The 24,906-nt window shown below is 65.9% G+C and carries 28 protein-coding genes and 1 tRNA gene; 23 read left to right on the forward strand and 6 right to left on the reverse strand.

Annotated elements, in window-relative coordinates:
- Window positions 1-81 precede the first annotated feature (81 nt).
- Both prfB and VH326_RS13670 read left to right on the forward strand, forming a co-directional pair.
- The gene (gene prfB, locus VH326_RS13665) at window positions 82-1,209 is read left to right on the forward strand and encodes a peptide chain release factor 2 (protein ID WP_329632383.1); all 1,128 of its coding nucleotides are present in this window, start codon (window positions 82-84) and stop codon (window positions 1,207-1,209) included.
- A complete protein-coding gene (locus VH326_RS13670) occupies window positions 1,209-1,922 on the forward strand; it encodes a class I SAM-dependent methyltransferase (RefSeq protein WP_329632384.1) in 714 nt (237 codons plus the stop codon). The genes prfB and VH326_RS13670 overlap by 1 nt, the downstream gene beginning before the upstream one ends.
- Here the strand turns inward: VH326_RS13670 and VH326_RS13675 are convergent.
- Window positions 1,919-2,317, reverse strand: coding sequence for a JAB domain-containing protein (locus VH326_RS13675; protein WP_329632385.1), 399 nt, complete (start codon window positions 2,315-2,317; stop codon window positions 1,919-1,921). The genes VH326_RS13670 and VH326_RS13675 overlap by 4 nt on opposite strands.
- Window positions 2,318-2,425: 108 nt before the next feature.
- On the opposite strand from VH326_RS13675, the gene VH326_RS13680 reads away from it, so the two are divergent.
- The 18 genes from VH326_RS13680 to VH326_RS13765 all read left to right on the forward strand — a co-directional run bounded on the left by VH326_RS13680 (window position 2,426) and on the right by VH326_RS13765 (window position 18,125).
- Window positions 2,426-3,220: a thymidylate synthase gene (locus VH326_RS13680; RefSeq protein WP_329632386.1), complete on the forward strand. Its 795-nt coding sequence runs from the start codon at window positions 2,426-2,428 to the stop codon at window positions 3,218-3,220.
- Between the two features lie 15 nt (window positions 3,221-3,235).
- Window positions 3,236-3,754: a hemerythrin domain-containing protein gene (locus tag VH326_RS13685; protein ID WP_329632387.1), complete on the forward strand. Its 519-nt coding sequence runs from the start codon at window positions 3,236-3,238 to the stop codon at window positions 3,752-3,754.
- Window positions 3,755-3,785: 31 nt separating this feature from the next.
- A complete protein-coding gene (locus VH326_RS13690) occupies window positions 3,786-4,253 on the forward strand; it encodes a dihydrofolate reductase (RefSeq protein WP_329632388.1) in 468 nt (155 codons plus the stop codon).
- A gap of 32 nt (window positions 4,254-4,285) precedes the next feature.
- Window positions 4,286-5,221 carry a bifunctional riboflavin kinase/FAD synthetase gene (locus VH326_RS13695; RefSeq protein ID WP_329632389.1) on the forward strand — a complete coding sequence of 312 codons (936 nt, stop codon included), beginning with the start codon at window positions 4,286-4,288 and terminating at the stop codon, window positions 5,219-5,221.
- A 113-nt stretch (window positions 5,222-5,334) separates the two neighbouring features.
- Complete coding sequence (ileS, locus tag VH326_RS13700) at window positions 5,335-8,205, forward strand: isoleucine--tRNA ligase (RefSeq protein WP_329632390.1); 2,871 nt, start codon at window positions 5,335-5,337, stop codon at window positions 8,203-8,205.
- Window positions 8,205-8,732, forward strand: coding sequence for a signal peptidase II (lspA, locus tag VH326_RS13705; RefSeq protein WP_329632391.1), 528 nt, complete (start codon window positions 8,205-8,207; stop codon window positions 8,730-8,732). The genes ileS and lspA overlap by 1 nt, the downstream gene beginning before the upstream one ends.
- Window positions 8,725-9,135, forward strand: a complete 411-nt coding sequence (locus VH326_RS13710; RefSeq protein ID WP_329632392.1) for a DUF3035 domain-containing protein — start codon at window positions 8,725-8,727, stop codon at window positions 9,133-9,135. Before lspA ends, VH326_RS13710 begins: the two co-directional genes overlap by 8 nt.
- 142 nt (window positions 9,136-9,277) lie before the next feature.
- Window positions 9,278-10,318 (forward strand): COX15/CtaA family protein, encoded by a 1,041-nt coding sequence (locus tag VH326_RS13715; RefSeq protein ID WP_329632393.1) that lies wholly within the window; start codon window positions 9,278-9,280, stop codon window positions 10,316-10,318.
- Window positions 10,319-10,444: 126 nt separating this feature from the next.
- Window positions 10,445-10,924, forward strand: a complete 480-nt coding sequence (gene rplM, locus VH326_RS13720; protein ID WP_329632394.1) for a 50S ribosomal protein L13 — start codon at window positions 10,445-10,447, stop codon at window positions 10,922-10,924.
- Window positions 10,924-11,481: a 30S ribosomal protein S9 gene (gene rpsI, locus VH326_RS13725; RefSeq protein ID WP_329632395.1), complete on the forward strand. Its 558-nt coding sequence runs from the start codon at window positions 10,924-10,926 to the stop codon at window positions 11,479-11,481. Before rplM ends, rpsI begins: the two co-directional genes overlap by 1 nt.
- Window positions 11,482-11,667: 186 nt before the next feature.
- Entirely contained in the window at window positions 11,668-12,597 is a 930-nt protein-coding gene (locus VH326_RS13730) for a hypothetical protein (protein WP_329632396.1), read from the forward strand.
- The gene (locus VH326_RS13735; protein ID WP_329632397.1) at window positions 12,597-13,079 is read left to right on the forward strand and encodes a hypothetical protein; all 483 of its coding nucleotides are present in this window, start codon (window positions 12,597-12,599) and stop codon (window positions 13,077-13,079) included. The genes VH326_RS13730 and VH326_RS13735 overlap by 1 nt, the downstream gene beginning before the upstream one ends.
- An 84-nt stretch (window positions 13,080-13,163) precedes the next feature.
- On the forward strand, window positions 13,164-15,092 hold the full coding sequence (dxs, locus tag VH326_RS13740) for a 1-deoxy-D-xylulose-5-phosphate synthase (RefSeq protein WP_329632398.1): 1,929 nt from the start codon (window positions 13,164-13,166) through the stop codon (window positions 15,090-15,092).
- Between the two features lie 12 nt (window positions 15,093-15,104).
- Window positions 15,105-15,839, forward strand: a complete 735-nt coding sequence (locus tag VH326_RS13745; RefSeq protein WP_329632399.1) for a TlyA family RNA methyltransferase — start codon at window positions 15,105-15,107, stop codon at window positions 15,837-15,839.
- 38 nt (window positions 15,840-15,877) lie between these two features.
- Window positions 15,878-16,429: a TspO/MBR family protein gene (locus tag VH326_RS13750; RefSeq protein ID WP_329632400.1), complete on the forward strand. Its 552-nt coding sequence runs from the start codon at window positions 15,878-15,880 to the stop codon at window positions 16,427-16,429.
- Window positions 16,430-16,452: 23 nt separating this feature from the next.
- On the forward strand, window positions 16,453-16,719 hold the full coding sequence (locus VH326_RS13755; protein WP_329632401.1) for an accessory factor UbiK family protein: 267 nt from the start codon (window positions 16,453-16,455) through the stop codon (window positions 16,717-16,719).
- Between the two features lie 87 nt (window positions 16,720-16,806).
- Window positions 16,807-17,313 (forward strand): YbjN domain-containing protein, encoded by a 507-nt coding sequence (locus tag VH326_RS13760; protein ID WP_329632402.1) that lies wholly within the window; start codon window positions 16,807-16,809, stop codon window positions 17,311-17,313.
- A complete protein-coding gene (locus tag VH326_RS13765) occupies window positions 17,310-18,125 on the forward strand; it encodes a pyrroline-5-carboxylate reductase family protein (protein WP_329632403.1) in 816 nt (271 codons plus the stop codon). The genes VH326_RS13760 and VH326_RS13765 overlap by 4 nt, the downstream gene beginning before the upstream one ends.
- 16 nt (window positions 18,126-18,141) lie before the next feature.
- On the opposite strand, the gene VH326_RS13770 is transcribed toward VH326_RS13765, so the two are convergent.
- On the reverse strand, window positions 18,142-18,657 hold the full coding sequence (locus tag VH326_RS13770; protein WP_329632404.1) for a helix-turn-helix domain-containing protein: 516 nt from the start codon (window positions 18,655-18,657) through the stop codon (window positions 18,142-18,144).
- Between the two features lie 78 nt (window positions 18,658-18,735).
- Between VH326_RS13770 and VH326_RS13775 the strand changes: the two genes are divergently transcribed.
- Together VH326_RS13775 and VH326_RS13780 are read left to right on the forward strand one after the other, a co-directional pair.
- Window positions 18,736-19,824, forward strand: coding sequence for a branched-chain amino acid aminotransferase (locus VH326_RS13775; protein WP_329632405.1), 1,089 nt, complete (start codon window positions 18,736-18,738; stop codon window positions 19,822-19,824).
- Window positions 19,825-19,909: 85 nt separating this feature from the next.
- A tRNA-Gln gene (locus VH326_RS13780) sits at window positions 19,910-19,984 on the forward strand.
- Between the two features lie 53 nt (window positions 19,985-20,037).
- Here VH326_RS13780 and VH326_RS13785 read toward each other — a convergent pair.
- The 4 genes from VH326_RS13785 to VH326_RS13800 form a co-directional block, all read right to left on the reverse strand.
- Window positions 20,038-21,822: a thiamine pyrophosphate-requiring protein gene (locus tag VH326_RS13785; RefSeq protein ID WP_329632406.1), complete on the reverse strand. Its 1,785-nt coding sequence runs from the start codon at window positions 21,820-21,822 to the stop codon at window positions 20,038-20,040.
- Between the two features lie 107 nt (window positions 21,823-21,929).
- Window positions 21,930-23,069, reverse strand: coding sequence for an RluA family pseudouridine synthase (locus VH326_RS13790; RefSeq protein ID WP_329632407.1), 1,140 nt, complete (start codon window positions 23,067-23,069; stop codon window positions 21,930-21,932).
- Window positions 23,066-23,437, reverse strand: a complete 372-nt coding sequence (gene crcB / locus VH326_RS13795) for a fluoride efflux transporter CrcB (RefSeq protein WP_329632408.1) — start codon at window positions 23,435-23,437, stop codon at window positions 23,066-23,068. The genes VH326_RS13790 and crcB overlap by 4 nt, the downstream gene beginning before the upstream one ends.
- Window positions 23,438-23,577: 140 nt before the next feature.
- Complete coding sequence (locus VH326_RS13800; RefSeq protein WP_329632409.1) at window positions 23,578-24,354, reverse strand: hypothetical protein; 777 nt, start codon at window positions 24,352-24,354, stop codon at window positions 23,578-23,580.
- A 149-nt stretch (window positions 24,355-24,503) separates the two neighbouring features.
- Here VH326_RS13800 and VH326_RS13805 point away from each other — a divergent pair, with 149 nt between their 5' ends.
- Window positions 24,504-24,866 carry a hypothetical protein gene (locus tag VH326_RS13805; protein WP_329632410.1) on the forward strand — a complete coding sequence of 121 codons (363 nt, stop codon included), beginning with the start codon at window positions 24,504-24,506 and terminating at the stop codon, window positions 24,864-24,866.
- Window positions 24,867-24,906 lie beyond the last annotated feature (40 nt).

Consider the following 24,906-nt stretch of genomic DNA (forward strand, 5'->3'; position numbering starts at 1 on the left):
CCGCTGGCGATGCACGTCGCCTATCCCTAAATCGCGGCCCCGGCCTCCGCCGGGGCGACGAACAGTTTTTGGAGTTTCCCGATGCGCGCCGAGGCGCAATCGCATGTCGATACGATCAACGAGGCGCTGGCGCTGTTGCGGCGATTCCTCGACTGGGACCGCGCGCTTCGCCGCCTCGACGAGCTCAACGCGCAGGTCGAGGACCAGGCGCTGTGGAACGATCCCAAGGCCGCGCAGGCGGTAATGCGCGAACGCCGCCGGCTCGACGAGGCGATCGCCGCGACTCGCGCGATCGAGAGCGAGCTTGCCGACAATGTCGAGCTCGTCGAGATGGCCGAAGCCGAAGGCGATGCCGAGATGGAGGGGCAGGCGATCGAAGCTCTGGCCGATCTCGCCAAGCGCGCCGACCAGGACAAGATCAAGGCGCTGCTCGCGGGCGAGGCCGATGCCAACGATACCTATGTCGAGATCAACGCCGGCGCCGGCGGGACGGAGAGCCAGGACTGGGCGGGGATGCTCAGCCGCATGTACCAACGCTGGGGCGAGCGCCATGGCTTGAAGGTCGAGCTGATCGACCAGCATTCGGGCGAGCAGGCCGGGATCAAATCGGCGACCCTGCTGCTCAAGGGCGAGAATGCGTACGGCTACGCCAAGACCGAAAGCGGCGTGCATCGTCTCGTCCGCATCAGCCCGTACGACAGCGCGGCGCGGCGCCACACCAGCTTCGCCAGCGTCTGGGTCTATCCGGTGGTCGACGAGAATATCGAGGTCAATTACAACGAAAGCGACCTGCGCATCGACACGTACCGGGCGTCGGGCGCGGGTGGGCAGCACATCAACACGACCGATTCCGCGGTGCGCATCACCCACATCCCGACCGGGATCGTGGTCCAGTGCCAGAACCAGCGGTCGCAGCACAAGAACAAGGCCGAGGCGTATAACCAGCTTCGCGCGCGGCTCTACGAGCGCGAGCTTGCCGAGCGCGAGGCGGTGGCCAACGCAGAGAACGCGACCAAGACCGATATCGGCTGGGGCCATCAGATCCGCAGCTACGTGCTGCAGCCGTACCAGCTGGTGAAGGACCTGCGCACCGGGGTGACCTCGACCGCGCCATCGGACGTGCTCGACGGCGACCTCGACGCATTCATGGCAGCGGCATTGTCGCAGCGCGTGACCGGCGAGGCGGTCGAGGTGGAGGACGTCGATTGATGCGCGCGCGGATCGCCATCGCTGCGTTGCTGCTGCTCACCGCGTGCGATGGCGGGCCGGCAGTGGTGCACGAGAAGGACGACAACGCCGGCCCGTTCCCCGCCGCCGATCGTCCGGTCGCCAAGATCGTGTCGCCGCGCTGGTCGACCGAGGAAATGCGCGACCGGCTCAACGAATCGGGCGAGGTGATGGCCAAGGCCGCCATCGCCAAGGACATGACCGTTGCCGATATTGGCGCGGGCGAGGGCTATTATACCGTCCGCCTGGCGAGCCGCGTCGGCAAGGATGGCCGCGTGCTGGCGGAGGATATCGTGCCGGAGGTTCGCGACGCACTCGCGCAGCGCGTCGCGCGCGACCGGCTCGACAATGTCAGCGTTCGGCTGGGCGAGCCGGCAAATCCCAAGCTTCCGGACAACAGCTTCGACCGTATTCTGATGGTGCATATGTACCATGAGATCGAGCAGCCCTACGAATTCCTGTGGCGGATGCGCCCATCGCTAAAGCCCGACGGCGAAGTGGTGGTGGTCGACGCCAATCGCGCCACCCAGAACCACGGCACCCCGCCGCGGCTGCTCGAATGCGAATTTGCCGCGGTCGGTTACCGGCTGGTGGGGTTCGACAACATGCCGTCGGCAGGCGGCTACATGGCGCGGTTCCGGGCGGTCGGCGCGCGCCCTGAGCCCAAGGACATTCGCGGCTGTCGCCTGGATTAAAGATAGCCCTCGCCGCGCAGGCTGGTGAAACCGTCGGCGCCGAGGATCAGATGATCGACCAGCGTCACGCCGATCGCGTCGAGCGTCCGCGCCAGCTTGGCGGTGACTGCCAGATCGTCCTGGCTCGCGCTGGAGCTGCCACCCGGATGGTTGTGCGCCATCAGCACGAGCCGAGCTTCGAGGCTGAGCACGTCGCGCATGATTTCGCGGATCGACACGTCGGCCGCGCCGCGCTCGCCCGCGCTATGCCGCATTCCGAGATATCGCCATTCCGGATCGAAATAGGCGAAGCTCACCACCTCGCGCGGCTCGCTCGCCAGCGATGCGAACAGCCGCCGCGCCCAATCCGCGTCGTTGACCTCGTCATGTCCGGGTTGGACGGGGAAAGATGCCATCGCCGCAATGCTGCGCAGACCCGATCGGTGGGCCCAACCGCAGACCTGTCCACAACGGAGTTTCCCGCCATGCTTGGCGGCTTGGCACGCGCGGGTTAGACACGATCCATGCGGCAATATCTCGACTTGATGCAGCGCGCGCTCGACCACGGCGCCGAACAGATGGACCGCACCGGCACCGGCACGCGGTCGGTATTCGGGCACCAGATGCGCTTCGATCTGAGCGAAGGCTTTCCGGTGCTGACGACGAAGAAGCTGCACCTCAGATCGATCATCGTTGAATTGCTGTGGTTCCTGCGCGGCGACACCAACGTGCGGTGGCTGCAGGAGCGCAAGGTCGGCATTTGGGACGAATGGGCCGATGAGAACGGCGACCTCGGCCCCGTCTATGGCAAGCAATGGCGCGACTGGGCGACGGCCGACGGCGGCCATGTCGACCAGATCGCCGAGCTGATCGAGACGCTCAAGGTCAACCCCGCCAGCCGCCGCATGGTGGTGAGCGCGTGGAACCCGGGTGAGCTCCACGCGATGGCGCTAGCGCCGTGCCACTGCCTGTTCCAATGCTATGTCGCGAACGGCAAGCTGTCGCTGCAGCTTTACCAGCGTTCGGCCGACATCTTCCTCGGCGTGCCGTTCAACATCGCGAGCTACGCGCTGCTGACGCATATGCTCGCGCAGCAGACCGGGCTCGAGGTCGGCGAGTTCGTCTGGACCGGCGGGGACTGCCATCTCTATTCGAACCATCTCGAGCAAGCGCGCGAGCAGCTCGAGCGCGAGCCGGGGCCGCTCCCCAGGCTCGAAATCCTGCGCAAGCCGCCTTCGATTGATGCCTACGAATATGAGGACTTCCAGCTCGTAGGCTACGAAGCGCAGGCGCATATCAAGGCGCCGGTGGCGGTCTAACAAAGAGGGGCTTCGGTGGACATCACGCAACTCATCCTCGACGAACATGCGCAGCAGCGAAACCTGTTCGCACAGATCGAGCAGATTGATGCGAAGGACGCCGCGGTCTTGTCGTCGCTGTGGAAACGGCTTCGTGCGCTGCTCGATTCGCATGCCGAGGCGGAAGAGCGCTTTTTCTACCCGCGGCTGATGCAGATCGGAAAGGGCGCCAACGACGCCGATTCGGCCGCCGATGAAACCGAGGACGCGATCGAGGATCATAACGAGATCCGCGACACCGCCGCCGCTGTCGACAAGGAGGATGTCGGAAGCAAGACGTGGTTCTCGGCGCTTGGCAAGTGCAACAAGGCCAATGGCGACCACATGGCCGAGGAAGAGCGCCAGGGACTGACCGACTTCCGTCGACAGGCGAGCTTGCAGGAGCGCCACGACCTTGCCGTGAAGTTCGCCGCGTTCGAGGCCGACCATCTGCTGGGCGTGAAGCCGGTCGACAAGGACCCCAAGGCGTGGGTCAAGGATCACGCGCCGGATTGAGTCCGCGCCGTCGAGCCGCCATGACGTGGCGATGATCACGTTCATCCTCGCGCGCGCCGATAATGGCGTGATCGGCCGCGACGGCGCGCTGCCGTGGCGCCTGCCGGCCGACCTCAAGCGCTTCAAGGCGCTGACGATGGGCAAGCCGATGATCATGGGGCGCAGGACCTTCGAGAGCTTGCCGGGTCTGTTGCCCGGGCGGCGGCATATCGTGCTGACGCGAGATGCCGACTGGCGAGCGGACGCCGCTGAGGTCGCGCACTCGGTCGATGACGCGCTCGCGCTGGCGGGGGACGACGCAATGGTGATCGGCGGGGCGGAGGTGTTCGCGCTGTTCGCGTCGCGCGCCGACCGCGTCGAGCTGACCGAGGTGCATTGCGACGCGGTCGGCGACGTCAGCGTCCCCGCCTTCACCGGCTGGCGCGAGGTGGCGCGCGAGGATCGCCCTGCCGCGGGCGAACTGCCGGCCCACAGCTTCGTCACGCTCGAACGCGATTGAGTAACCGGGCGCTCGCCCCTACACGCGCCGCCATGGAGCGGCTTTCGAGCAATGCGGCGGTGCCGGAGCATTTGCGCGGCGGCTATGTCGCGCTCGGCAATTTCGACGGGTTTCACTTGGGGCACCAGGCGGTGGTCGGGGCAGCGGTGCGCCGCGCGAAGGCGGCCGGGCACCCGGCGATCGTCGCGACCTTCGACCCGCATCCGATGCGCTATTTCCGGCCCGACAGCGCATACTTCCGGCTGACCAGTCTCGACCAGCGCGCGGCGTTGCTCGCCGATGCCGGAGTCGATGCGATGTACGTGTTCACATTCGACGCGGCGCTCGCTGCCTTGTCGGCGGAAGACTTCGTCGGCGAATGCCTGGTCGGCGACCTCGGTGTCGCGGGAGTCGCGACCGGCGAGGACTTCACCTTCGGCACGAACCGCAGCGGCGACATTCCGCTGATGCGCGCGCTCGGCGAGCAGCACGGCTTCGTCGTCGATACGATTGCCCCGGTACAACTCGACGGCGAGACCGTATCATCGACCCGTATCCGCGATGCCCTGCGCGCCGGCGATCCGCGCGCCGCCGCGCGGCTGCTGACTCGACCCTATACGATCGAGGGCGTGGTCCAGCACGGCGACAAGGTCGGCCGAACGCTCGGCTATCCCACCGCGAACATCGACATGGCGAACTATCTGCGCCCCAAGTTCGGCATTTATGCGGTGCGCGGGCTGCTCCCGGACGGACGCGCGCTCGATGGCGCCGCCAATGTCGGGGTGCGGCCGACATTCGATCCGCCGCGCGAATTGCTCGAGCCGTATTTCTTCGACTTCGACGGCGACCTGTACGGCCAGACGATCGCGGTCGAACTGATCGACTTCATCCGCCCCGAAGCGAAGTTCGACAGCCTCGACGCGCTCAAGGCGCAGATGGCGGACGACGTCGAAACCGCCGGCGGTCTCCTCAACAACCCGTCATCCTGAACGCGTTTCAGGATCCACCGCGCCGATCGGGAAGGCGGGAATGGCTGCGCGGTGGATGCTGAAACAAGTTCAGCATGACGCCAGATAAATCTAACGCTACACGCCGCCCACTTATGACCGACACGCCAGCCGCCGATTACCGCGACACCGTCTTCCTGCCCAAGACCGACTTCCCGATGAAGGCGGGGCTGGCGGCGAAGGAGCCGGCGATCCTCGCTCGGTGGGAGGCGATGGATCTCTATGGCAAGCTCCGCACCCAACGCGCGGGGCGCGAGCGCTTCATCCTCCACGACGGGCCCCCGTACGCCAATGGCGACATCCATATGGGCCATGCGATGAACAAGGTGCTCAAGGACATCGTCGTCCGCAGCCAGTCGCTGCTCGGCAAGGACGCGCCCTACGTTCCCGGCTGGGACTGCCACGGTCTCCCGATCGAATGGAAGGTCGAGGAACAATACCGCGCGAAGAAGCTCAACAAGGATGACGTGCCGGTCGACCAGTTCCGCGCCGAATGCCGCGCCTATGCCGCGAAATGGGTCGACGTGCAGCGCGAGCAGTTCAAGCGGCTCGGCGTGATGGGCGACTGGGACGACCCGTATCTGACGATGAGGTTCGACGCCGAGGCGGCAATCGTCGGCGAGTTATTGAAGTTCGCCGAGAGCGGCCAGCTCTATCGCGGCGCCAAGCCGGTGATGTGGTCCCCGGTCGAAAAGACCGCGCTGGCCGAGGCCGAGGTTGAGTATGAGGAGATCAAATCTACCGAAATCGACGTGGCGTTCGAGATCATCGAGAGCCCAATACCAGAGTTGAAGGGCGCCTATGCGGTGGTTTGGACGACCACGCCGTGGACGATCCCCGTTAATCAAGCGCTGAGCTTCGGGTCAGACATCCTTTATGAGGTGCTCGAAGAGCAAAGCGGTCGCCGATTGGTCGTCGCCGCCGACTTGCAAGCCGAAGCGATGCGTCGCTGGGGCTATGACCCCACAACGGACGGTGGCCGTAGTCTTGGCGTCTACAGGGGCGACTTCCTTTTCAAGGATGCCGTCGCTCGCCATCCGATGCACCATCTCGGCGGGTTCTTCGCCAGGCCGCGTCCGTTCCTGCCCGGCGATTTCGTCACCACCGATCAGGGCACCGGCCTGGTCCATATGTCGCCCGATCATGGCGAGGACGATTTCGAGCTGTGCAAGGCGCACGGCATCGATCCGGTGTTCGCGGTCGATGGCGCGGGCTTCTATCGTCCCGACTGGCTGTGGCTGGGTGGGCAGGGGAGCGTGATCAACAAGAAGTTTGTCGCCAGCGACGGGCCGATCTGCACCGATCTCCGCGAAGCCGGCGCCCTCCTCGCCGCTTCGGACGACTTCGCGCATTCCTATCCGCATAGCTGGCGGTCGAAGGCCAAGGTGATCTTCCGCTGCACGCCGCAATGGTTCATCCCGATGGACCAATCCCAAACCGTCGCGCCGGCGCAGGCCGGGGCCGCCATGTTGTTGACCGATCCGCTTGATCCGCTTGCGGCCCCGGCCTTCGCCGGGGCGACGACGTTGGGGTACGCGCAGGGCAACGGCCCGACCTTGCGCGAACTCGCGCTCGATTCGATCGAGCGGACTCGCTGGGTGCCCGAGCGCAGCCAGAACCGCATCCGGTCGATGGTCGAGGGACGCCCCGATTGGGTGATTTCGCGCCAGCGCGCCTGGGGCGTGCCGATCGCGCTCTACGTCAACCGTGCGACGGGCGAGTATCTGCGCGACACTGGCGTCAACGACCGCATCGTCGCGGCGTTCAAGAACGGCGGCGCGGACGCGTGGTTCACCGCCGACCATCAGACTTTGCTCGGCCCCGACTATAACCTCGCCGACTGGGAGCCGCAGAACGACATTCTCGACGTGTGGTTCGACAGCGGTTCCAGCCACGTCTTCACGATCGAGGCGCGCTATGGCGAGGGCGTCCGCGCCGATCTCTACCTCGAAGGCTCCGACCAGCATCGCGGCTGGTTTCAGTCGAGCTTGCTCGAAAGCTGCGGCACGCGCGGGCGCGCGCCGTATGATGCCGTCCTGACCCACGGCTTCGCGCTCGACGGCAACGGCCGCAAGATGTCGAAGAGCCTCGGCAACGTCGTCGATCCGCTCAAGATCATCCAGGAATCGGGCGCCGACATCCTGCGCATGTGGGTCGCGCAGACCGACTATTTCGAGGATGTGAAGATCGGCAAGGAAGTGCTCGGCACGACCTCCGACGCGTATCGTAAGCTCAGGAACACCTTCCGCTATTTGCTCGGCGCGCTCGACGGGTTCAGCGAGGAAGAGCGCGTCGAGCCCAGGGACATGCCGCAGCTCGAGCTGTACGTGCTCGACTTGCTCGGCAAGCTCGACGTCGAATTGAAGGCCGCGACCAAGGCATTCGAGTTCAACCGCTACCTGCGGCTGCTGACCGATTTCGCACAGGACGATCTGTCGGCGTTCTTCTTCGATATCCGCAAGGACTCGCTCTATTGCGACGCGCCCGGCGACCTGAAGCGACGCGCTTATCGTACGGTGCTCGACACGCTATTCCACGCGCTGGTGCGCTACGCCGCGCCGATCCTGGTCTTCACCGCCGAGGAAGTGTGGCAGTCGCGCTTCCCCGACGAAGAGGGCTCGGTCCATCTGCTCGAATGGCCCGAACTGCCATCGCTGCCGGGGGATGCCCCGCAGGCAACCAATTGGGACGATATCCGCACCCTGCGGGGGGCTGTGACCGAGGCGATCGAGCCGTTCCGGCGCGACAAATTGATCAAGTCGAGCCTAGAGGCGGAAGTGACCGTGCCCGAATTGCCGGTCGCCGCCGACGCGCTGGCCGAGACGTTCATCGTCGCCAAGGTGAGCAAGGGCGATCTATCTGTCGCGCGTACCGAGTTCCATAAATGCGGCCGCTGCTGGCGCCATCTGCCCGAAGTCACGGCGGACGGGGCGCTGTGCGACCGCTGCGAAAAGGTGGTGTCGTGATGGGGAAGCTGCCCAAGGCCGGGCTCGTCACTGCGCTGGTCGTGCTGGTGATCGACCAGGCGATCAAATGGCTGGTGGTCGGCCCGCTCGCGATCACCGAATTCGACGAGCGCGAGTTGCTGCCGATCTTCAAGCTGCAGAATGTCCACAACCTCGGCGTGTCGCTCGGTTTCTTGCGAGTCAGCCCCGACAAATCGTGGATGCTGGTGGTGCTGACCGGCGCGATCGCCGCGGCGGTGCTGGTGTGGATGTGGCGCGAGCGCAATCGCACCGACCAGTTCGCGCTCGGGCTGATCGCGGGAGGCGCGGTGGGCAATATCCTCGACCGGCTGCGGCTCGGCTACGTCCAGGATTACGCCAATCTGCACTTCGGCGGCTATTCGCCGTTTTTGACCTTCAATCTTGCCGACACCGCGATTAGTGTGGGCGTGCTCATCCTGCTCGCGCGTGCCCTGTTGGTGCGTGACAAGCCCAAGGAAGCTGGGCAGAGCGTGGAGCCGAGCGAAGTGGAGAATTCGAATGCGTAAGGTTGTGCCGATCGTCGCGATTGCCGGCGTCGCCCTGTTGCTCGCCGGTTGCAGCCATAGCGGGATCAACCGCGCGCGGCCCGACGAATATTCGGTCGCGCGTTCGCAGCCGTTGGTCGTACCGCCCGATTTCTCGCTGCGCGCGCCCGAGCCCGGCGTCACGCGGCCGCAGGACAACAACCCGTCGGCGCAAGCGCTCGATGCGCTGTTCGGCGGCTCCGCACCGCGCAGCCAGTCGGAGCGATCGACGCTCGATCAGGCGGGCGGCGATGCGGCGAGCCCCGGCATTCGCTCGGATGCCGGCGATCCCGACACCAAGATCGTCGACAAGGGCGGCACCACCCGCGACATCGTCGCCGCACCCGAAGGCGACGGCCAGTACGCGCGCGCCGCGGCGAACTGATAGCTCGTATACACCTGTCCACCTCCCCGGCGAAAGCCGGGGTCCAGGTAGCCGTAATGTTGCGCAGCGCTCCGCTACAGCTGTCCACCAACTGGGCCCCGGCTTTTGCCGGGGAGGCGATCAGGCGTAGGGCCCCGGAATCATGAGTGAATTGATGCCAGCCAACGCCCGACCTCGCGCCATCGCCGCTTGGCTGTGGTTCGTCGCCGGGCTGATCATCGCGATGGTCGTGGTCGGCGGGATCACGCGGCTCACCGAATCGGGGCTGTCGATTACCGAATGGAAGCCGCTGACCGGGATCGTCCCTCCGCTCAACGATGCGCAGTGGCAGGCCGAGTTCGCCAACTATCTGCGGATTCCGCAGGCGCAAACGGTGCATGCCGGGATTACGCTGGCGGGCTTCAAGACCATATTCTTCTGGGAATATATTCACCGCTTGCTCGGCCGGGTGATCGGGATGGCGTTCGCGCTGCCGCTGATCTGGTTCGCGGTACGGCGGCAGATTCCGAAGGGGTATGTCTGGCGGCTGGTGGCGCTTTTCGCGCTCGGCGGCCTGCAAGGCGCGCTCGGCTGGATCATGGTGCGGTCGGGGCTGTCGGTGCGGACCGAAGTGGCGCCGGCGTTGCTTGCCGCGCACTTGCTCACCGCGCTCTTCACGCTCGCCGGGATCGTCTGGACCGCGCTCGACCTGCGCGCGCTGGCGCGTGATCCGAGCGCCAAGCCGGCGCGGCTGACCGGGTTCGGCGCGGCGGCAGGCGTCGTGCTGCTGGTGCAGTTGTTCTACGGCGCGCTGATGGCGGGCTTGCGCGCCGGGCTGGTCGCCGACGACTGGCCGCTGATGAACGGGCATCTCTTCCCGGGCGCGACTCAGCTCAACGAGTCGCTTGGGGCGATGCTCTTCACCGATCCCGCGATCGTCCATTTCATCCACCGCTGGTGGGCGTGGGCGGTCGTCACGATGCTGGTCGTGCTGGGACGCAAGGTCCGCCGGACCGACCGCCGCGCCTCGGTCGCGATTCACGTCGCGTTCGGGACTCAGATCCTGCTCGGGATCGCGACGGTGATGAGCCAGGTCGACATCACGTTCGCCGCGCTCCACCAGTTGGTGGGCGCGCTGCTGGTGGTGGCGACGACGTGGGGCGTCCATGCCCTGGGACAGCGAAAACAGCTTCCGGTATCATAATACCCGTCGGCAAAAGCGCGGTTTTGCTTGACTTTATGTGTGTCAGTCTGCATTCGGCCGCCACGAACGCGGCTGGGCAACCGGCCGCGCGTTTGTTTTGGACATAATCGAAAAGGTCGACAGCCCATGAAGGCGCTGATGAAGACAACCAAGTCGGCCAAGCCGCACGAGGTGGAAAAGAAATGGCACATCGTCGATGCCACCGACCTGGTGGTCGGTCGCGCGGCGGTGGTGATCGCCAACGTGCTTCGCGGCAAGCACAAGCCGTCGTTCACCCCGCACGTCGATTGCGGTGACAACGTGATCGTGATCAACGCGGACAAGATCAAGTTCACCGGCAAGAAGCTGACGGACAAGGTCTATTACAAGCACACCGGGTTCGCCGGCGGGATCAAGGCGATCACCGCGGGCAAGGTGCTCGAGGGTCGTTTCCCCGAGCGCGTGCTCGAAAAGGCCGTCGAGCGGATGATCCCGCGCGGGCCGCTCGGCCGCCAGCAGCTGCGCAACCTGCGCATCTTCGCCGGCAGCGAGCATCCGCACGCCGCGCAGAACCCCGAAGTCCTCGATATCGCCGGCATGAGCCGCAAGAACAAGGTGGGCGCATAATGGCCGAAACCAACAACACCGACGGGCGCCAGTCGCTCTCCGACCTCGACACCGTGCTCAACCAGGGCGCCGCGGGCCAGACCCCCGACGCCGTCGTGGCGCAGGGCGATGCCGGCAATAGCGGCCCCGCTCCGGCACCGGCTCCGTTGCGCGAGCAGGAAATCGACGCGCAGGGCCGCGCTTATGCGACCGGCCGCCGCAAGGACGCCGTCGCACGCGTCTGGCTCAAGCCGGGCACGGGCAAGATCACGGTCAACGGCCGCGACCAGGAAGTGTATTTCGCGCGCCCGACGCTGCGGCTGGTGATCAGCCAGGTGTTCAGCGTCGCCGAGCGCGAGGGCCAGTACGACGTCGTTTGCACCGTCAAGGGTGGCGGGCTGTCTGGCCAGGCCGGCGCGGTCAAGCACGGCATTTCGCAGGCGCTGACGAAGTACGAGCCGATCCTGCGCACGCAGGTGAAGCGCGCAGGCTTCCTGACGCGCGACAGCCGCACCGTCGAGCGCAAGAAGTACGGCCGCGCCAAGGCCCGCCGCAGCTTCCAGTTCTCGAAGCGCTAAGCGAGCCCGGGTAGCATCAGCTATCCCAAGACTCGTCACGTCGGGGAGCGCGTCAGCGTGGCTGGCCATGTCTGACGGTCGACGCAAAGCGACAGGAAAGGGCGGTCCCGGGGGGCCCGCCCTTTTAGTTTGTCGGCGGACGTATTACCGCATCCACCATTGGGGAAGATAATGCGAACTTTGGTGATGCCTGCGTTCATCGCGGCGAGCGTGATTGCCAGCCTGCCTCTGGAGACGGCCGCGCAGACTGCTAAGGTGCCAGCCAGGACAGGCACCCAGATTAATCTGTCGTTTCGGCCGCCGCTGAGCCGCGTTCTTCGCTATCGGATCAGGGTGACCAAATATCGGGAAGGGGTTCCGATCACCCCGAAACCGGTGACGTGGGTCGAGGAGCTTCGCTACGAAGAGACCTCGAGCGGCTATACATTATACTGGCGAATGGACCCCATGGGGCTGGCGCCGGAGATGCGGGCGCCGCAACTCGCGATGGTGATCAAGCCGTTCACGGGTGATCCAATTGCGTTCGACGTGGATGCGGCCGGCATTGTCGTTCGGGTGCGCGACTGGCCTCAGGCGTTAGCCAGCTTGCACGCCACCGTCGAGGCGAGCCGAACGCTGTTACTGGCTCAGCCGGGTGCAACTCCAGCCTTGGTGGACAAGGTCAGCGCTAGCGTCGGCGCTCAGTTCGATGCGCTCACCGCGGAAACGGCACCCAGCGTGATCCTGAAGAATATCGACCCCATCCTGGGTTGGGGTGCGGGCATGTCGATGCGCGTTGGCGACGTGCGCGAGGGCGACAGCGAAGTGCCAGTTCCGCTCTATGGAACGAGCGTAAAAGCGCATGCGAAGGTCGCACTCGTCGCGGCTGACGATCAGTCCGCGACGATTGTCGATGAGGAGAGCGTCGACCCAGCGTCGATCGCACAATTGATGGCACGAGTTGTCCAGTCGGTGGGAAGTGACAAGCGCCCATCGCTGGCTAACATCAACATGGCCAGCAGTGTCACCGTTACAGTGGATAAGCCCACCGGGCTCGTGTCTCACTTCCGATCGGAGACCCGCGAGGGCGTGAAGGGACCTCTGGTGCAGCAGATCGAGATTAGTTGGCAACGCTGATGGGCGACGGCGTTGATCAGCGCGACCCCACCGCCATCATCCTGGGCTTCCTCCGCTCGATTGGTATCGCCGTTCAGTCGGCTACACTGCCGGACGACCTGTTCCTTCCCGCGATGACCGTCCGTGACGGCGTGTTGCTATACGACCCCGACCGTCTCGAATGGGCGGGCGACTTGCTCCATGAAGCAGGGCACATCGCTGTCACCGAGCCGGCGCTGCGGCCGACGGTGAGTGAATTCGACAGCAACGGCGGCGACGAGATGGCGGCGATCGCTTGGTCGTATGCCGCGGCGCTGGCGGCGGGGCTCGATCCCCGCATCGTGTTCCACGACCATGGCTATAAGGGCGGTGGCGCGTGGCTTGCCGAAACGTTCGCGTCAGGCAGCTATATCGGATTGCCGATGCTGCAATATTACGGCCTCGCGGCGCGACCCGGCGACGATCACCCGCTTTATCCCGAGATGAAGCGCTGGCTGCGCTGATTCGTGTTCAAACGCCCGACTCTGCACGCTTTCTGCACCGTTCAATCAATCGACACCGCCCCTTCGCTGGGGTAAAGGGGCGCGATGGCCGATCTCCCCCCGACGCCGTTGCTCGACACCGTCTCGACTCCCAAAGACCTGCGCAACCTCCAGCCGACGCAGCTGCGCCAACTCGCCGACGAGTTGCGCGCGGAAACGATCAGCGCCGTAGGGACGACTGGCGGACATCTCGGCTCCGGGCTCGGTGTGGTTGAGTTGACCACCGCGATTCATTACGTGTTCAATACCCCCGACGACCGCTTGATCTGGGATGTCGGACACCAATGCTATCCGCATAAGATCCTGACCGGCCGCCGCGACCGTATCCGCACGATACGTCAGGGCGGCGGCCTCAGCGGCTTCACCAAGCGCAGCGAGAGCGAATACGACCCGTTCGGCGCGGCGCATTCGTCGACCTCGATCTCGGCGGCGCTGGGTTTCGCGATCGCCAACAAGCTCGCGGGCAAGCCGGGCAAGGCGATCGCAGTGATCGGCGACGGCGCGATGTCGGCGGGGATGGCGTACGAGGCGATGAACAACGCGGAAGCCGCGGGCAACCGGCTGATCGTCATCCTCAACGACAACGACATGTCGATCGCGCCGCCGGTCGGCGGACTGTCGGCCTATCTCGCACGGATGGTGAGCTCGAGCCCGTATCTGGGTTTTCGCAGCCTCGCCAAGCGCATCACCGCCAAGCTGTCGCGCCGAGTCTATAACGCGGCCGAAAAAGCCGAGGAATTCACCCGCGGCTGGATGACCGGGGGCACGCTGTTCGAGGAGCTCGGCTTCTATTATGTCGGACCGATCGACGGGCATAACCTCGACCATCTGATCCCCGTGCTCGAAAACGTGCGCGACAGCGAGCAGGGGCCGATCCTCGTCCACGTCGTGACCAAGAAGGGCAAAGGCTATGGCCCGGCCGAGGCAGCAGCGGACAAGTATCACGGCGTCCAGAAATTCGACGTCATAACCGGCACCCAAGCCAAGGCGCCGCCGGGGCCGCCGGCGTACCAGAACGTATTCGCCGATCAGCTGATCAAGGATGCCGAAACCGACCCGGCCATAGTCGCGATCACTGCGGCGATGCCGTCCGGCACGGGGCTCGACCGCTTCGCCAAGGCATTCCCCGATCGCACCTTCGACGTCGGCATTGCCGAGCAACATGCGGTGACGTTCGCGGCGGGGTTGGCGGCGCAAGGCATGAGGCCGTTCTGCGCGATCTACTCGACCTTCCTGCAGCGTGCGTACGATCAGGTCGTGCACGACGTTGCGATCCAGAATTTATCAGTCCGGTTCGCTATCGATCGCGCCGGTCTTGTTGGTGCTGACGGCGCTACTCACGCGGGCAGCTTCGATGTAACCTACTTGGCAACTCTTCCGAACTTCGTGGTGATGGCGGCGGCGGACGAAGCCGAACTCGTCCACATGACGCATACCGCTGCGCTCCACGACAGCGGCCCGATCGCGGTGCGTTATCCGCGCGGGAACGGCACCGGAATCGCGTTGCCCGAAATTCCCGAGCGGTTGGAAATCGGCAAGGGCCGGATCGTGCGCTCGGGGCACAAGGTCGCGATCCTCAGCCTCGGCACGCGCCTCGCCGAGGCGATGAAGGCCGCCGATGCGCTCGACGCCAAGGGGCTTTCAACCACAGTCGCCGATCTCCGCTTCGCCAAGCCGCTCGACGAGGAATTGATCCGCAAGCTGCTAACGAGCCACGAAGTCGCGGTGACGATCGAGGAAGCGTCGGTCGGCGGCCTAGGCGCGCACGTCCTGACCCTTGCGAGCGACACTGGCCTGATCGATGCGGGCCTCAAGCTCCGCACGATGCGCCTGCCCGACCTGTTCCAGGACCAGGACAAGCCGGAAATTCAATATGCCGAGGCAGGCCTCGACGCCGACGCGATCGTCGAGACGGTACTGAAGGCGCTGCGGCACAACGATGCGGGCGGCGTGATCGAGGGCGCGCGGGCCTGATCTGGCCATGTCGTGAAGCAGAGAATAGATCAGCTGCTGGTCGAACGCGGCCTCGCGGAAAGCCGCACCCGCGCGCAGGCGCTGATCATGGCGGGGTTGGTGTTCGTCGGTGAGCGCAAGGTTGCCAAATCTGGTGAGCAGGTGGCCGCCGACGCCGCGATCGAAGTGCGCGGGCGCGACCATCCTTGGGTGTCGCGCGGGGGGATCAAGCTGGCGCACGGGCTCGACCATTTCGGCTGGGATGTGACGGGGGCGGTGGCGATCGACGTGGGAAGCTCGACCGGCGGGTTTACCGACGTGCTGCTCAGCCGCGGCGCGGCGCGGGTTTACGCGGTCGATAGCGGGACCAACCAGCTGGCGTGGAAGCTCCGCCAGGACGAGCGCGTGGTTGTGCATGAACAGACCAGCGCGCGTATCCTGACCGGCGCGCATATCCCCGAGCCGGTGGATCTGGTGGTGTGCGACGCGAGCTTCATCGGGCTGGCCAAGGTGCTCGAGGTGCCGCTCGGTTTCGCCAGGCCCGGTGCCAGGCTGCTGGCGCTGATCAAGCCTCAGTTCGAGGCGGGGCGAACCGAAGTCGGGAAAGGCGGGGTAGTGCGAGACCCCCTCATCCACGCGCGCGTATGCGACGAAGTTGCGATGTGGCTCGCCGGCATCGGCTGGACAGTCGATGGCGTGACGCAAAGCCCGATCACTGGCCCCGAAGGTAATATCGAGTTCCTGATCGGGGCACATCTCGCCGCCTGAACGCTTGCCTTATGGTCGTGGGCTGGCAGAAGGCGCGCATGGAACTTGCGACCAAGGGACAATTGCGCTGGGCCTTCCTGCGCTGGGCGGTGGTGACGGTGCCGCTGATCATCCTGCTCGGCTTTGCATCGAGCCGGGTCGCGCCCGCGGGCGAGCATAACCGATGGTACGCCGAGCTCGCCAAGCCCGCGCTCAACCCGCCGGGCTGGGTATTTCCGATTGCGTGGACTGCGCTGTACATCCTGCTCGGGCTGGCGCTGGCGATGATCCTCAACGCGCGCGGGGCGCGCTACCGCGGACTAGCGATCGGGTTGTTCGCGGCACAGATGGTCGCCAATCTGGTGTGGACGCCGTTATTCTTCGGCGCGCACCAGGTCGCGCTCGCGTTCGGCCTGATCGTCGTGATGTTCGTGCTGGCGCTGATCACCACGATCGTGTTCGGGCGAATCCGCAAGGCCGCAGCGTGGCTGATGGTGCCGTATCTCGCCTGGCTATGCTTCGCCGGCAGCCTCAATTTCGCGATCATGGACTTGAACCCCAACGCCGCAACGCTTGTGCCGTCGTCGTCGAGTGCCCAGATGACGATCTGACGACAATTATTGGAACAACCGATATGCAATCCGAAAACCGCTTGTTCGATGACGTGGTCAAGTTCGTCAACGGCGCCGCCGGCACTCTGGCAGGCATGGGCCGCGAGGCGGAATCCGCGACCCGAGAGCGTGCGCGCGAATGGATCGGCGGGCTCGACTTCGTCAGCCGCGAGGAGTTCGAAGCGGTCAAGGCGATGGCGGCGGCTGCACGCGATGAAGTCGATGCGTTGAAGGCCCGACTCGACGCCCTCGAGGGCAAGGCCGCAAAGCCAAAGTCCACCAAGGCCTAACCGACTTTCCACAGCTTTCTCCACGCATGTTGTTGCGCGGATTCGCGGCGGCGCGCAGAATCCCCGCGATGACGAACGAGACCTGCCATGCTCGATGAGGCCGATCTGTCGCGCGAAGACGCGGCGCCGATCGACATGATCGAGAGCTACTACGCCGCGCATGGCTGGGAGCATCAGCGCCACGACGACGAGGTGGTGGCGACGGTCAAGGGCAGCTGGACGCAGTATGAGTTGCGCGCGTTGTGGCGTGAGGAGGATTGCGTGCTGCAATTCCTCGCTTTCCCCGACATCCGAGTCACCGACGACGAGCGCCGCACCGCGATCTACGAAGCGATCGGGCTGATCAACGAACAGCTGTGGGTCGGCCATTTCGAATTGTGGTCGTCGTCTGGGATCGTGCTGTATCGCCACGCCGCGATGATCGACGGGACAGACGGGGGGACATTGAGCCTCGAGGGCGCCGAATTGCTGATCGAATCGGCGATCGATGAATGCGAGCGTTTCTACCCGGTGTTCCAGTTCGTGCTGTGGGGCGGCAAGACGCCCAAGGAAGCGCTCGCCGCGTCGCTGACGGAGACGCAGGGCGAGGCGTGAGCGCGGTAGCGCCACCCAGGCGGCTGTGGCTGATCGGCTGCGGCAACATGGCCGGCGCGATGCTGTCGCGTTGGCTCGACAGCGGGACGATCGCGGCGAGCGACGTCGATGTCGTCAATCGCCACGATTGCGGATTGCCAGGCAATGTGCGTCAGGCGCGGACGCTGCCCGACGGCCCGCGGCCCGATCTGGTGATGCTTGGGATGAAGCCGCAGCAGATCGATGAGGTGGTTGCGGCTTACGGCGACCGGATCGTTCAGGCGCCGGTGCTGGTGTCGATCCTTGCGGGCGTCGAGGAGACGACGCTTGCGGAACGCTTTCCCGGCCCGGCCATCGTCCGCGCGATGCCCAACCTCCCCGTTGCGCTGGGCAAGGGCGTCGTCGCGCTCCACGCCCGTGCCGCACCCGCCGCGGTCAAGCAATCGGTCGCTGCGCTGATGGCGCCGCTCGGATTGGTTGAATGGACCGACGATGAGGCGATGTTCGGCGCGATCGGCACGCTTGAAGGGTGCGGACCTGCTTTCCTGTTCCGCTTCATTGATGCGCTGGCGAAGGCGGGCGAGGCGCTGGGCCTTGCGCACGATCAAGCGGCGCGGCTTGCGCTCACGACGGTCGACGGCGCGGCGGCAATGGCGGCCCAAGCCGACGCGACGCCCGCAACTTTGGCGGACCGAGTCGCCAGTCCCGGCGGATCGACTCGCCAGGGCCTCAATGTGCTCGACCGCGATGAAGCGCTGGTGAAGCTGCTGACTCAAACGCTCGCCGCCGCCGAACGCCGCGGCCGCGAGATGGCGGCCGAAGCGAAGCGCTAGACCGGACTTTGAAGGGCTAGCCTCGCTGTCCCGGCGGCACCCCTGTTTCCTGCCATGATCGGACTCGCGCGCGCTCGCTTTCGGGGATCAGTCCTTCGAGCACCGCCCAGAACCCCGTCACCGCCGCCTGCCCGGCCTGAGTGTAGGCATGGGCCATGAGGTGACGCCAAGCGTTGAACAGCTCGGTGTCGAGTGCGCTGCCGGCCTCGGTCAATCGCAGCAGGCGCTGGCGCCGGTCGCGCTCCCCGATGCGCGTCTCGATCAGGCCGCGCGCTTCGAGTTCGGTCAGTACGCGCCCCAGCGATTGCTTGGTGACGCCCAGGATCGCGAGCAGCTCGCTCACTGAAATGTCGGGGTGTCGACCGATGAAATAGAGCGACCGATGGTGCGCACGGCCGATGCTGTTCGCCCCCAGTCGAGCGTCAACCGCGCGAGTCACGCGGGTATAGGCGAAGAACAGCAATTCGTTGCCGCGGCGGATTTCCGACTCGCGCAGGAATTGGGCCGAAGCGGCTGGGGTTGTGGCAGTCATGCTGCCTTGTCTGCCACCGTGGTCGCCGCGTCGCAAGCCTTGGACGCGCCCCCAAACTGGCGCTATGGGACGGCGGCCATGACGATTGCCACGCCTTTTGCGCTCGACCCCATCGCCACCCCAACGCCTGACGAGGAGCGCGCGCGGCGGCTGGTCGACCCAGGCTTCGGGCGGGTGTTCACCGATCACATGGCGATCGCGCATTACAGCAATGCGCAGGGCTGGCACGACCTCGCGATCGGGCCGCGCCGGCCGCTGACGGTCGATCCGGCGTGCGCGGTGCTGCACTATGCGCAGGAGATTTTCGAAGGGCTCAAGGCGTATCGCACTGCCGAAGGCGGGACGGCGCTGTTCAGGCCCGAGGCGAACGCACGGCGGTTCCAGGCATCCGCGCGACGGCTGGCGATGCCCGAATTGCCCGAGGAGCTGTTCATCGAATCGTGCCGCGCGATCGTCAGGAGCGAAGCGGACTGGATTCCGAGCGCGGAGGGCGGATCGCTCTACCTGCGCCCATTCATGATCGCGAGCGAAGCTTTCCTCGGGGTCAAGCCGTCGTCCGAATATATCTACATGGTGATCGCCTCGTCGGTCGGCGCCTATTTCAAGGGCGGGCCCCAGGCCGTGACGATCTGGGCGTCCGAAACCTACACCCGCGCCGCTCCCGGCGGCACCGGCGCCGCCAAGTGCGGCGGCAACTATGCGGCCAGCCTCGCGGCGCAGGCCGAAGCGACTGGCCAGGGCTGCGCTCAGGTCGTGTTCCTCGACGCGATCGAACATCGCTACGTCGAGGAGCTCGGCGGGATGAACATCTTCTTCGTGTTCGACGACGGATCGCTCGCGACCCCGCCGCTTTCCGACACGATCCTCGCCGGGATCACCCGCGACTCGCTAATGACCATTGCGCGCGACCGCGGCATCGCCGTGCGCGAGGAACGCTACTCGCTCGATCAGTGGCGCGCCGACGCGGCGAGCGGGCGGCTGGCCGAGGCGTTCGCTTGTGGCACCGCGGCGGTCGTCACGCCGATCGCGGCGGTGAAGGCGAGATCGGGCGACTTCACGATCGGATCGGGCGAGGCGGGCAAGACCAGCATCGCGCTGCGCCAGGCGCTGGTGGCAATCCAGACCGGGGAGGCACCCGACGATCACGGCTGGCTCGACCCACTCTAAAGGGTTGGCAGCCGGGGTACCGTCGCTATAAGCGCGCGCTCTGCCGGATATCCCGATGCGAGCAGGCTCGCCGGGATGCATGTGTTGGGGCGTCGCCAAGTGGTAAGGCAGCGGCTTTTGGTGCCGCCATTCGCAGGTTCGAATCCTGCCGCCCCAGCCAACCAGTTCGACTGTGCGGATATCGAGCGCGAGATCCGCGCGCGCGTCGCGAGTCTATCCGATCACCTCTTTCGCCAATTGCCGCGCGGTGTCGAGCAGCTCTTGGCCCCAGTTCTGGTCGCCCTTGGCGATCGAGCTCATGAACGCTTTCGCCTGCGCCAGCGTCAAATGCGGGGGGAGAGGCGCGACTTCGGGGTCCGTCTTCACCTCCAGGATCGTCGGCCGATCCGCGGCGAGCGCGGCTTCCCAGGCGCCGCCCAACGCATCGGGACGATCGACATAGATTCCATTGAGCCCGATCATCTCGGCGAACTTGGCATACGGCACATCGGGCACGTCCTGTGTCGTCGGGTAGCGCGGATTGCCCTCCATCACGCGTTGCTCCCACGTCACCTCGTTCAAGTCCTGGTTGTTGAACACGCAGACGACGAAGCGCGGATCGGCCCAGCGGCGCCAATATTTCTGCACCGTGATCATCTCGGCGAGGTTGTTCATCTGCATTGCGCCGTCGCCGACCAGTGCAATGACGGGCCGCCCGGAATAAGCGAATTTGGCAGCGATCGCGTAAGGTACCGCGGCGCCCATCGAGGCGAGCCCGCCCGAAAGCGACGCGCGGTGCCCGCGCTGCACGCGGTAATCGCGCGCATACCAATTGGCGCAGGACCCGGAATCGGAGGTGACGATCGCGTCGGCGGGCAGGCGTGGCGACATTTCCCACACCACGCGTTGTGGGTTGACCGGGTCCGCCGCCGCCATGGCGCGCTCCTCCAGCTTCTTCCACCACTTGGCGACGCCTTGTTCGATCTCTTCGCGCCAGCCACAATCCGGTTTGCGCGTCAGGAGGGGAAGCAGCGCGCGCAGGGTTTCGGCGGCGTCGCCATGGAGGTTGACCTCGACCGGATAGCGCAGCCCGAGCATCGCGGGATCGATATCAATCTGCACCGCGCGGGCTTGGCCATCCTTGGGCAGGAACTCCGCCCAGGGAAAGCCGGTACCGATCATCAGCAAGGTGTCGCAGCCCAGCATCATGTCCGACGATGGCTTGGTCCCGAGCAGGCCGATCGCGCCGGTAACGAACGGCAGATCGTCGGGCAGCACGTCCTTGCCGAGCAGCGCCTTGGCGACACCCGCGCCTAACAATTCGGCGGCCTGAGTCACTTCGTCGGCGGCATCGCGCGCGCCTGCGCCGACTAGAATCGCCACCTTCTCACCGGTATTGAGGATGTCGGCCGCTCGCTGCAAGTCAGCAGCCTTGGGAATAACCGAGGGACGTGCATAGCCTGGGCCGGAGCGCGTATAGCCATGCGCCTGTGCCGGCTCCTCGAACGGCGAGTCCTGCACGTCCTTGGGGAGGACGATTGCCGTCACCTCTCGCTCGGCGATGGCGATGCGGATCGCCCGGTCAGTGACGTGGCGCGCCTGGGCGGGTGCTGCGACCTCCTGCACATAGTCGCAGACATCGGAGAACAGACGATCGAGATTCAGCTCCTGCTGGTAATTCGCCCCGCGCACGGTGCTCTCGGCCTGACCGGCGATCGCGAGCAGCGGCACGTGATCGAGCTTGGCATCGTACATGCCGGTGACGAGATGGGTCGCGCCCGGCCCGCCGGTCGAGAGGCAGACGCCCAACTCACCCGTGAACTTGGCGTGCGCCGCCGCCATGAACGCCGCCATCTCCTCGTGCCGCACCTGGACGAATTCGATGCCGTCGCCGGATTTCTCCGCCCGCTGCAGGGCCCCCAAAACACCGTTGATGCCGTCGCCGGGATAGCCGTAGATGCGAGTCACGCCCCACGCCTTGAGCCGCTCGACGAAGAAATCACTGGTCATGCGAGTCATGACTGCTCTCCCGATGGAGCATCAAAAACCAACCGCCGCGAGGATTGTTCACGGCGACTTTAGCTCGGGAGTGAGCGGAGCACGGTAGCGCTTCCGCCCGCAGCGCATCAGCGCTTCTTGGTGCTCGACTTTCCGCCTCGCGTGCGGCCCGCCTTGCCTGGGGCCGCAACGCTCCCGCGGTTGCGGCGCTCGCCCTTGCGGTCCTTGCGCACCGATTTGGCGTGCGCCTTGGCCTTGGCCTTTTGTTCGGCCTTGGTCGGGGGCGCGGGGGTGTCGAGCGGCATCATGTTGCCGAGCATCTGGTCGAAGCCGAGGCCTGCCAGGCTCTCGGCGAAATGCTGCGGCAATTCGGCCTCGACGTCGATCTTGCCGCCATCAGGATGGTCGACCGCGATCCGCCGCGAATGAAGGTGCATCTTGCGGCTGATCCCACCGGTCAGGAACGCCGCGGGGCCGCCATATTTGCCGTCGCCGACGATCGGATGGCCGATCGCCGCCATGTGAACACGAAGCTGGTGCGTGCGGCCGGTATAGGGCGTCAGCTCGATCCAGGCGGCGCGGTTGCCGGCGCGCTCGATCACACGATAGCGGCTGCGCGAGGGCATCCCGTCGGCCTCGTCCACGTGCATCTTCTCGCCGCCGGTGCCGGGCTGCTTGGCGAGGGGCAAGTCGACCATGCCGTCCTCGATCGACGGCACGCCGACGACGAGTGCCCAATAGACCTTCTTGGCGGTGCGGCCCGAGAAGGTCTTGGCGAAGAAGGCAGCGGCGCGGCTGGTGCGGGCGACGAGCAGCGCGCCCGACGTGTCCTTGTCGAGGCGATGGACCAGCTTTGGGCGCCCCTCGGCCTCGAACTGCAGCGCGTCGAGCAGTCCGTCGACATGGCTGACGGTCTTGGTCCCGCCCTGCGTCGCGAGGCCGGGCGGCTTGTTGAGCACCAGCGCCTGCGCGTCCCTGTGGATCACCAGTTCGCGCGCAAAGGCGATCTCGTCGTCGCTGAGCGGCGGGCGCTCGCGCTTGGGCTTGCCAGCGAGCGGCACTGGCTCGGGGGGTGGCACGCGGAGCGTCTGGCCTGCGGCGATGCGGTCGCCCGGCGTCGCGCGCGCGCCGTCGACGCGAAGCTGCCCGGTCCGCGCCCATTTGGCGACGGTGGTGAAGCTGGTATCGGGCAAATGGCGCTTGAACCAGCGGTCGAGGCGGATGCCGTCGTCGTCGGGCGCGACGCTGAACGTGCGGATCTCGCTCATGCGACCGCTCGCACAAGCCAGAGCCCGCCGAACAAAGCGATCACCGATCCGATCACGGACAGCAACGCGTAGGCGATCGCCACGCCCCATTGGCCGCGCTCGATCATCGTCACGGTGTCGAGCGAGAAGGCCGAGAAGGTCGTGAACCCGCCGAGCACGCCTACCCCGATCAGCAGGTGCGTCTGATCGCTGCCCCCGGTGCGCGCGAGTAGTCCGGCGAGTAGCCCCATCAGGAACCCGCCGATCAGGTTCACCGCGAGCGTGCCCCAAGGATAGTTCGGCCCGAGCGAGCGAAGCGTCAGCATGCCGACGCCGTAGCGCCCCGCGCTGCCCACCGCGCCGCCGGTCATGACGAGAAGGAAGTTCATACCGCGCGCTGTAGCGACAGCGCGGCCTCTCACCAACTTTCTTCAGCACCCACGCGAACTGCGCTGCCTTTTGCTGTCCGTTATCGGGAAGGCCGCCTCGCGTGGGTGCTGAAGCTGGTCAAAGCGATCGAGCGGAGGAGTCAGTTTCCGTTATTGGCAACGATATCGACTTCGGTACGCCCATCGCGGCGCGTGTCGAGATAAATCATATAGGCAGCGCCATCGCGCCCGCGCGTGCCGCCGAGCACGTGCTGGCCGTCATTGGCCTGGTGCTCGGCCGAATAGCCGGCGGCGGTGACTCGGCCGTAATACCAATCGAGCACCGTCTGGATCGAGGCGCCGGTCGAGAAGCTGACGACACGCAAGCTGCAGCCGTTGTCCGCGGCGCCCGCCGCTTCGTCGACGCGCGCATCGGGGTAGAGGGGCAGATCGGCGGGCATGCGTTGCACCCAGCCGGTCGAGTAACGGAGACGGTTGGCGCACCCTGCGGTGCGGCGGTCGGCCTGGCGGCTGGCGAGCGCGCCGAGGGTCACCGAATCGTTCTTGACCTTGCATTGCGGGCAATCGCCGGAGGCGGCAGGGGCCGGCTTGGCGCCGCCCGAGGAGGAGGAACCGCTCGCGGTGGCGGTGCCGTCGCTGCGCGTTCCCGCCACCGAGTCCGGAGGAAGCGCGCCCGAATAGGGCTGTTGCGGCGGACGGATCGCGTCGTTGTTCGACTGGCCGGCAAGCGCTGGGTCGACCATGATCTGGTCCTGGAGCGCGCTGCGCAGCGCCGGGTCGCCATTATTGCCGGTGGCGTTGCCCGCCAGCTCGGCGTCGAGCGAGTCGATGTTGCTCTCCGCGCTCGGCTTTTGCCCGCACGCGACGAGCGCGAGCGGGCCGATAAGCCAGGCGAGACGGCGCGCGCGGATGATCACCAGAAACTCCGATCGGTTCGACCTGCTGCATGCGCGCGGAACGGTTAAAATCGGCCTACGACCCGGCGCCCTTGTCGTCCGGCTGTGCTTTCCTGTACTGTCGCGTCGCGCGCCCGTCCGCAAGCGGCGGGAGACTGAGGGGACGTCATATGCGCTATAAATGGGCGCTCGGGCTCGCCATGCTGGGGGTCGCTGCCCCTGCCTTCGCCGATGCCTGGGATTTCATCCTGACCAACAACACCGGCAAGGAGATCAAGACGATCGAAGTCTCGCCAGCGGGCGCCAATCAATGGCAGCCCAACAAGGTCGATGATGGCGAGAAGGCCAAGCCGATCAAGCCCGCCGGCCGCACCACGATCCATTTCGACAAGAGCGCCACGCAGTGCAAATGGGAGGTCAAGGCCACGTTCGCCGACGACACCACCGCAGTGTTTCCGGCGGTCAATCTGTGCGACGCTTCGTTCGTGACGATCCGGTACGCGAACGGCACGCCCGCGGCGACCGGCAGCTGACACGGAACGAGGGCCCGGCTTTCGCCGGACCCTCATGTCG

This window comes from Sphingomonas sp. (genome assembly GCF_036269755.1).
Classification (GTDB): domain Bacteria; phylum Pseudomonadota; class Alphaproteobacteria; order Sphingomonadales; family Sphingomonadaceae; genus Sphingomonas.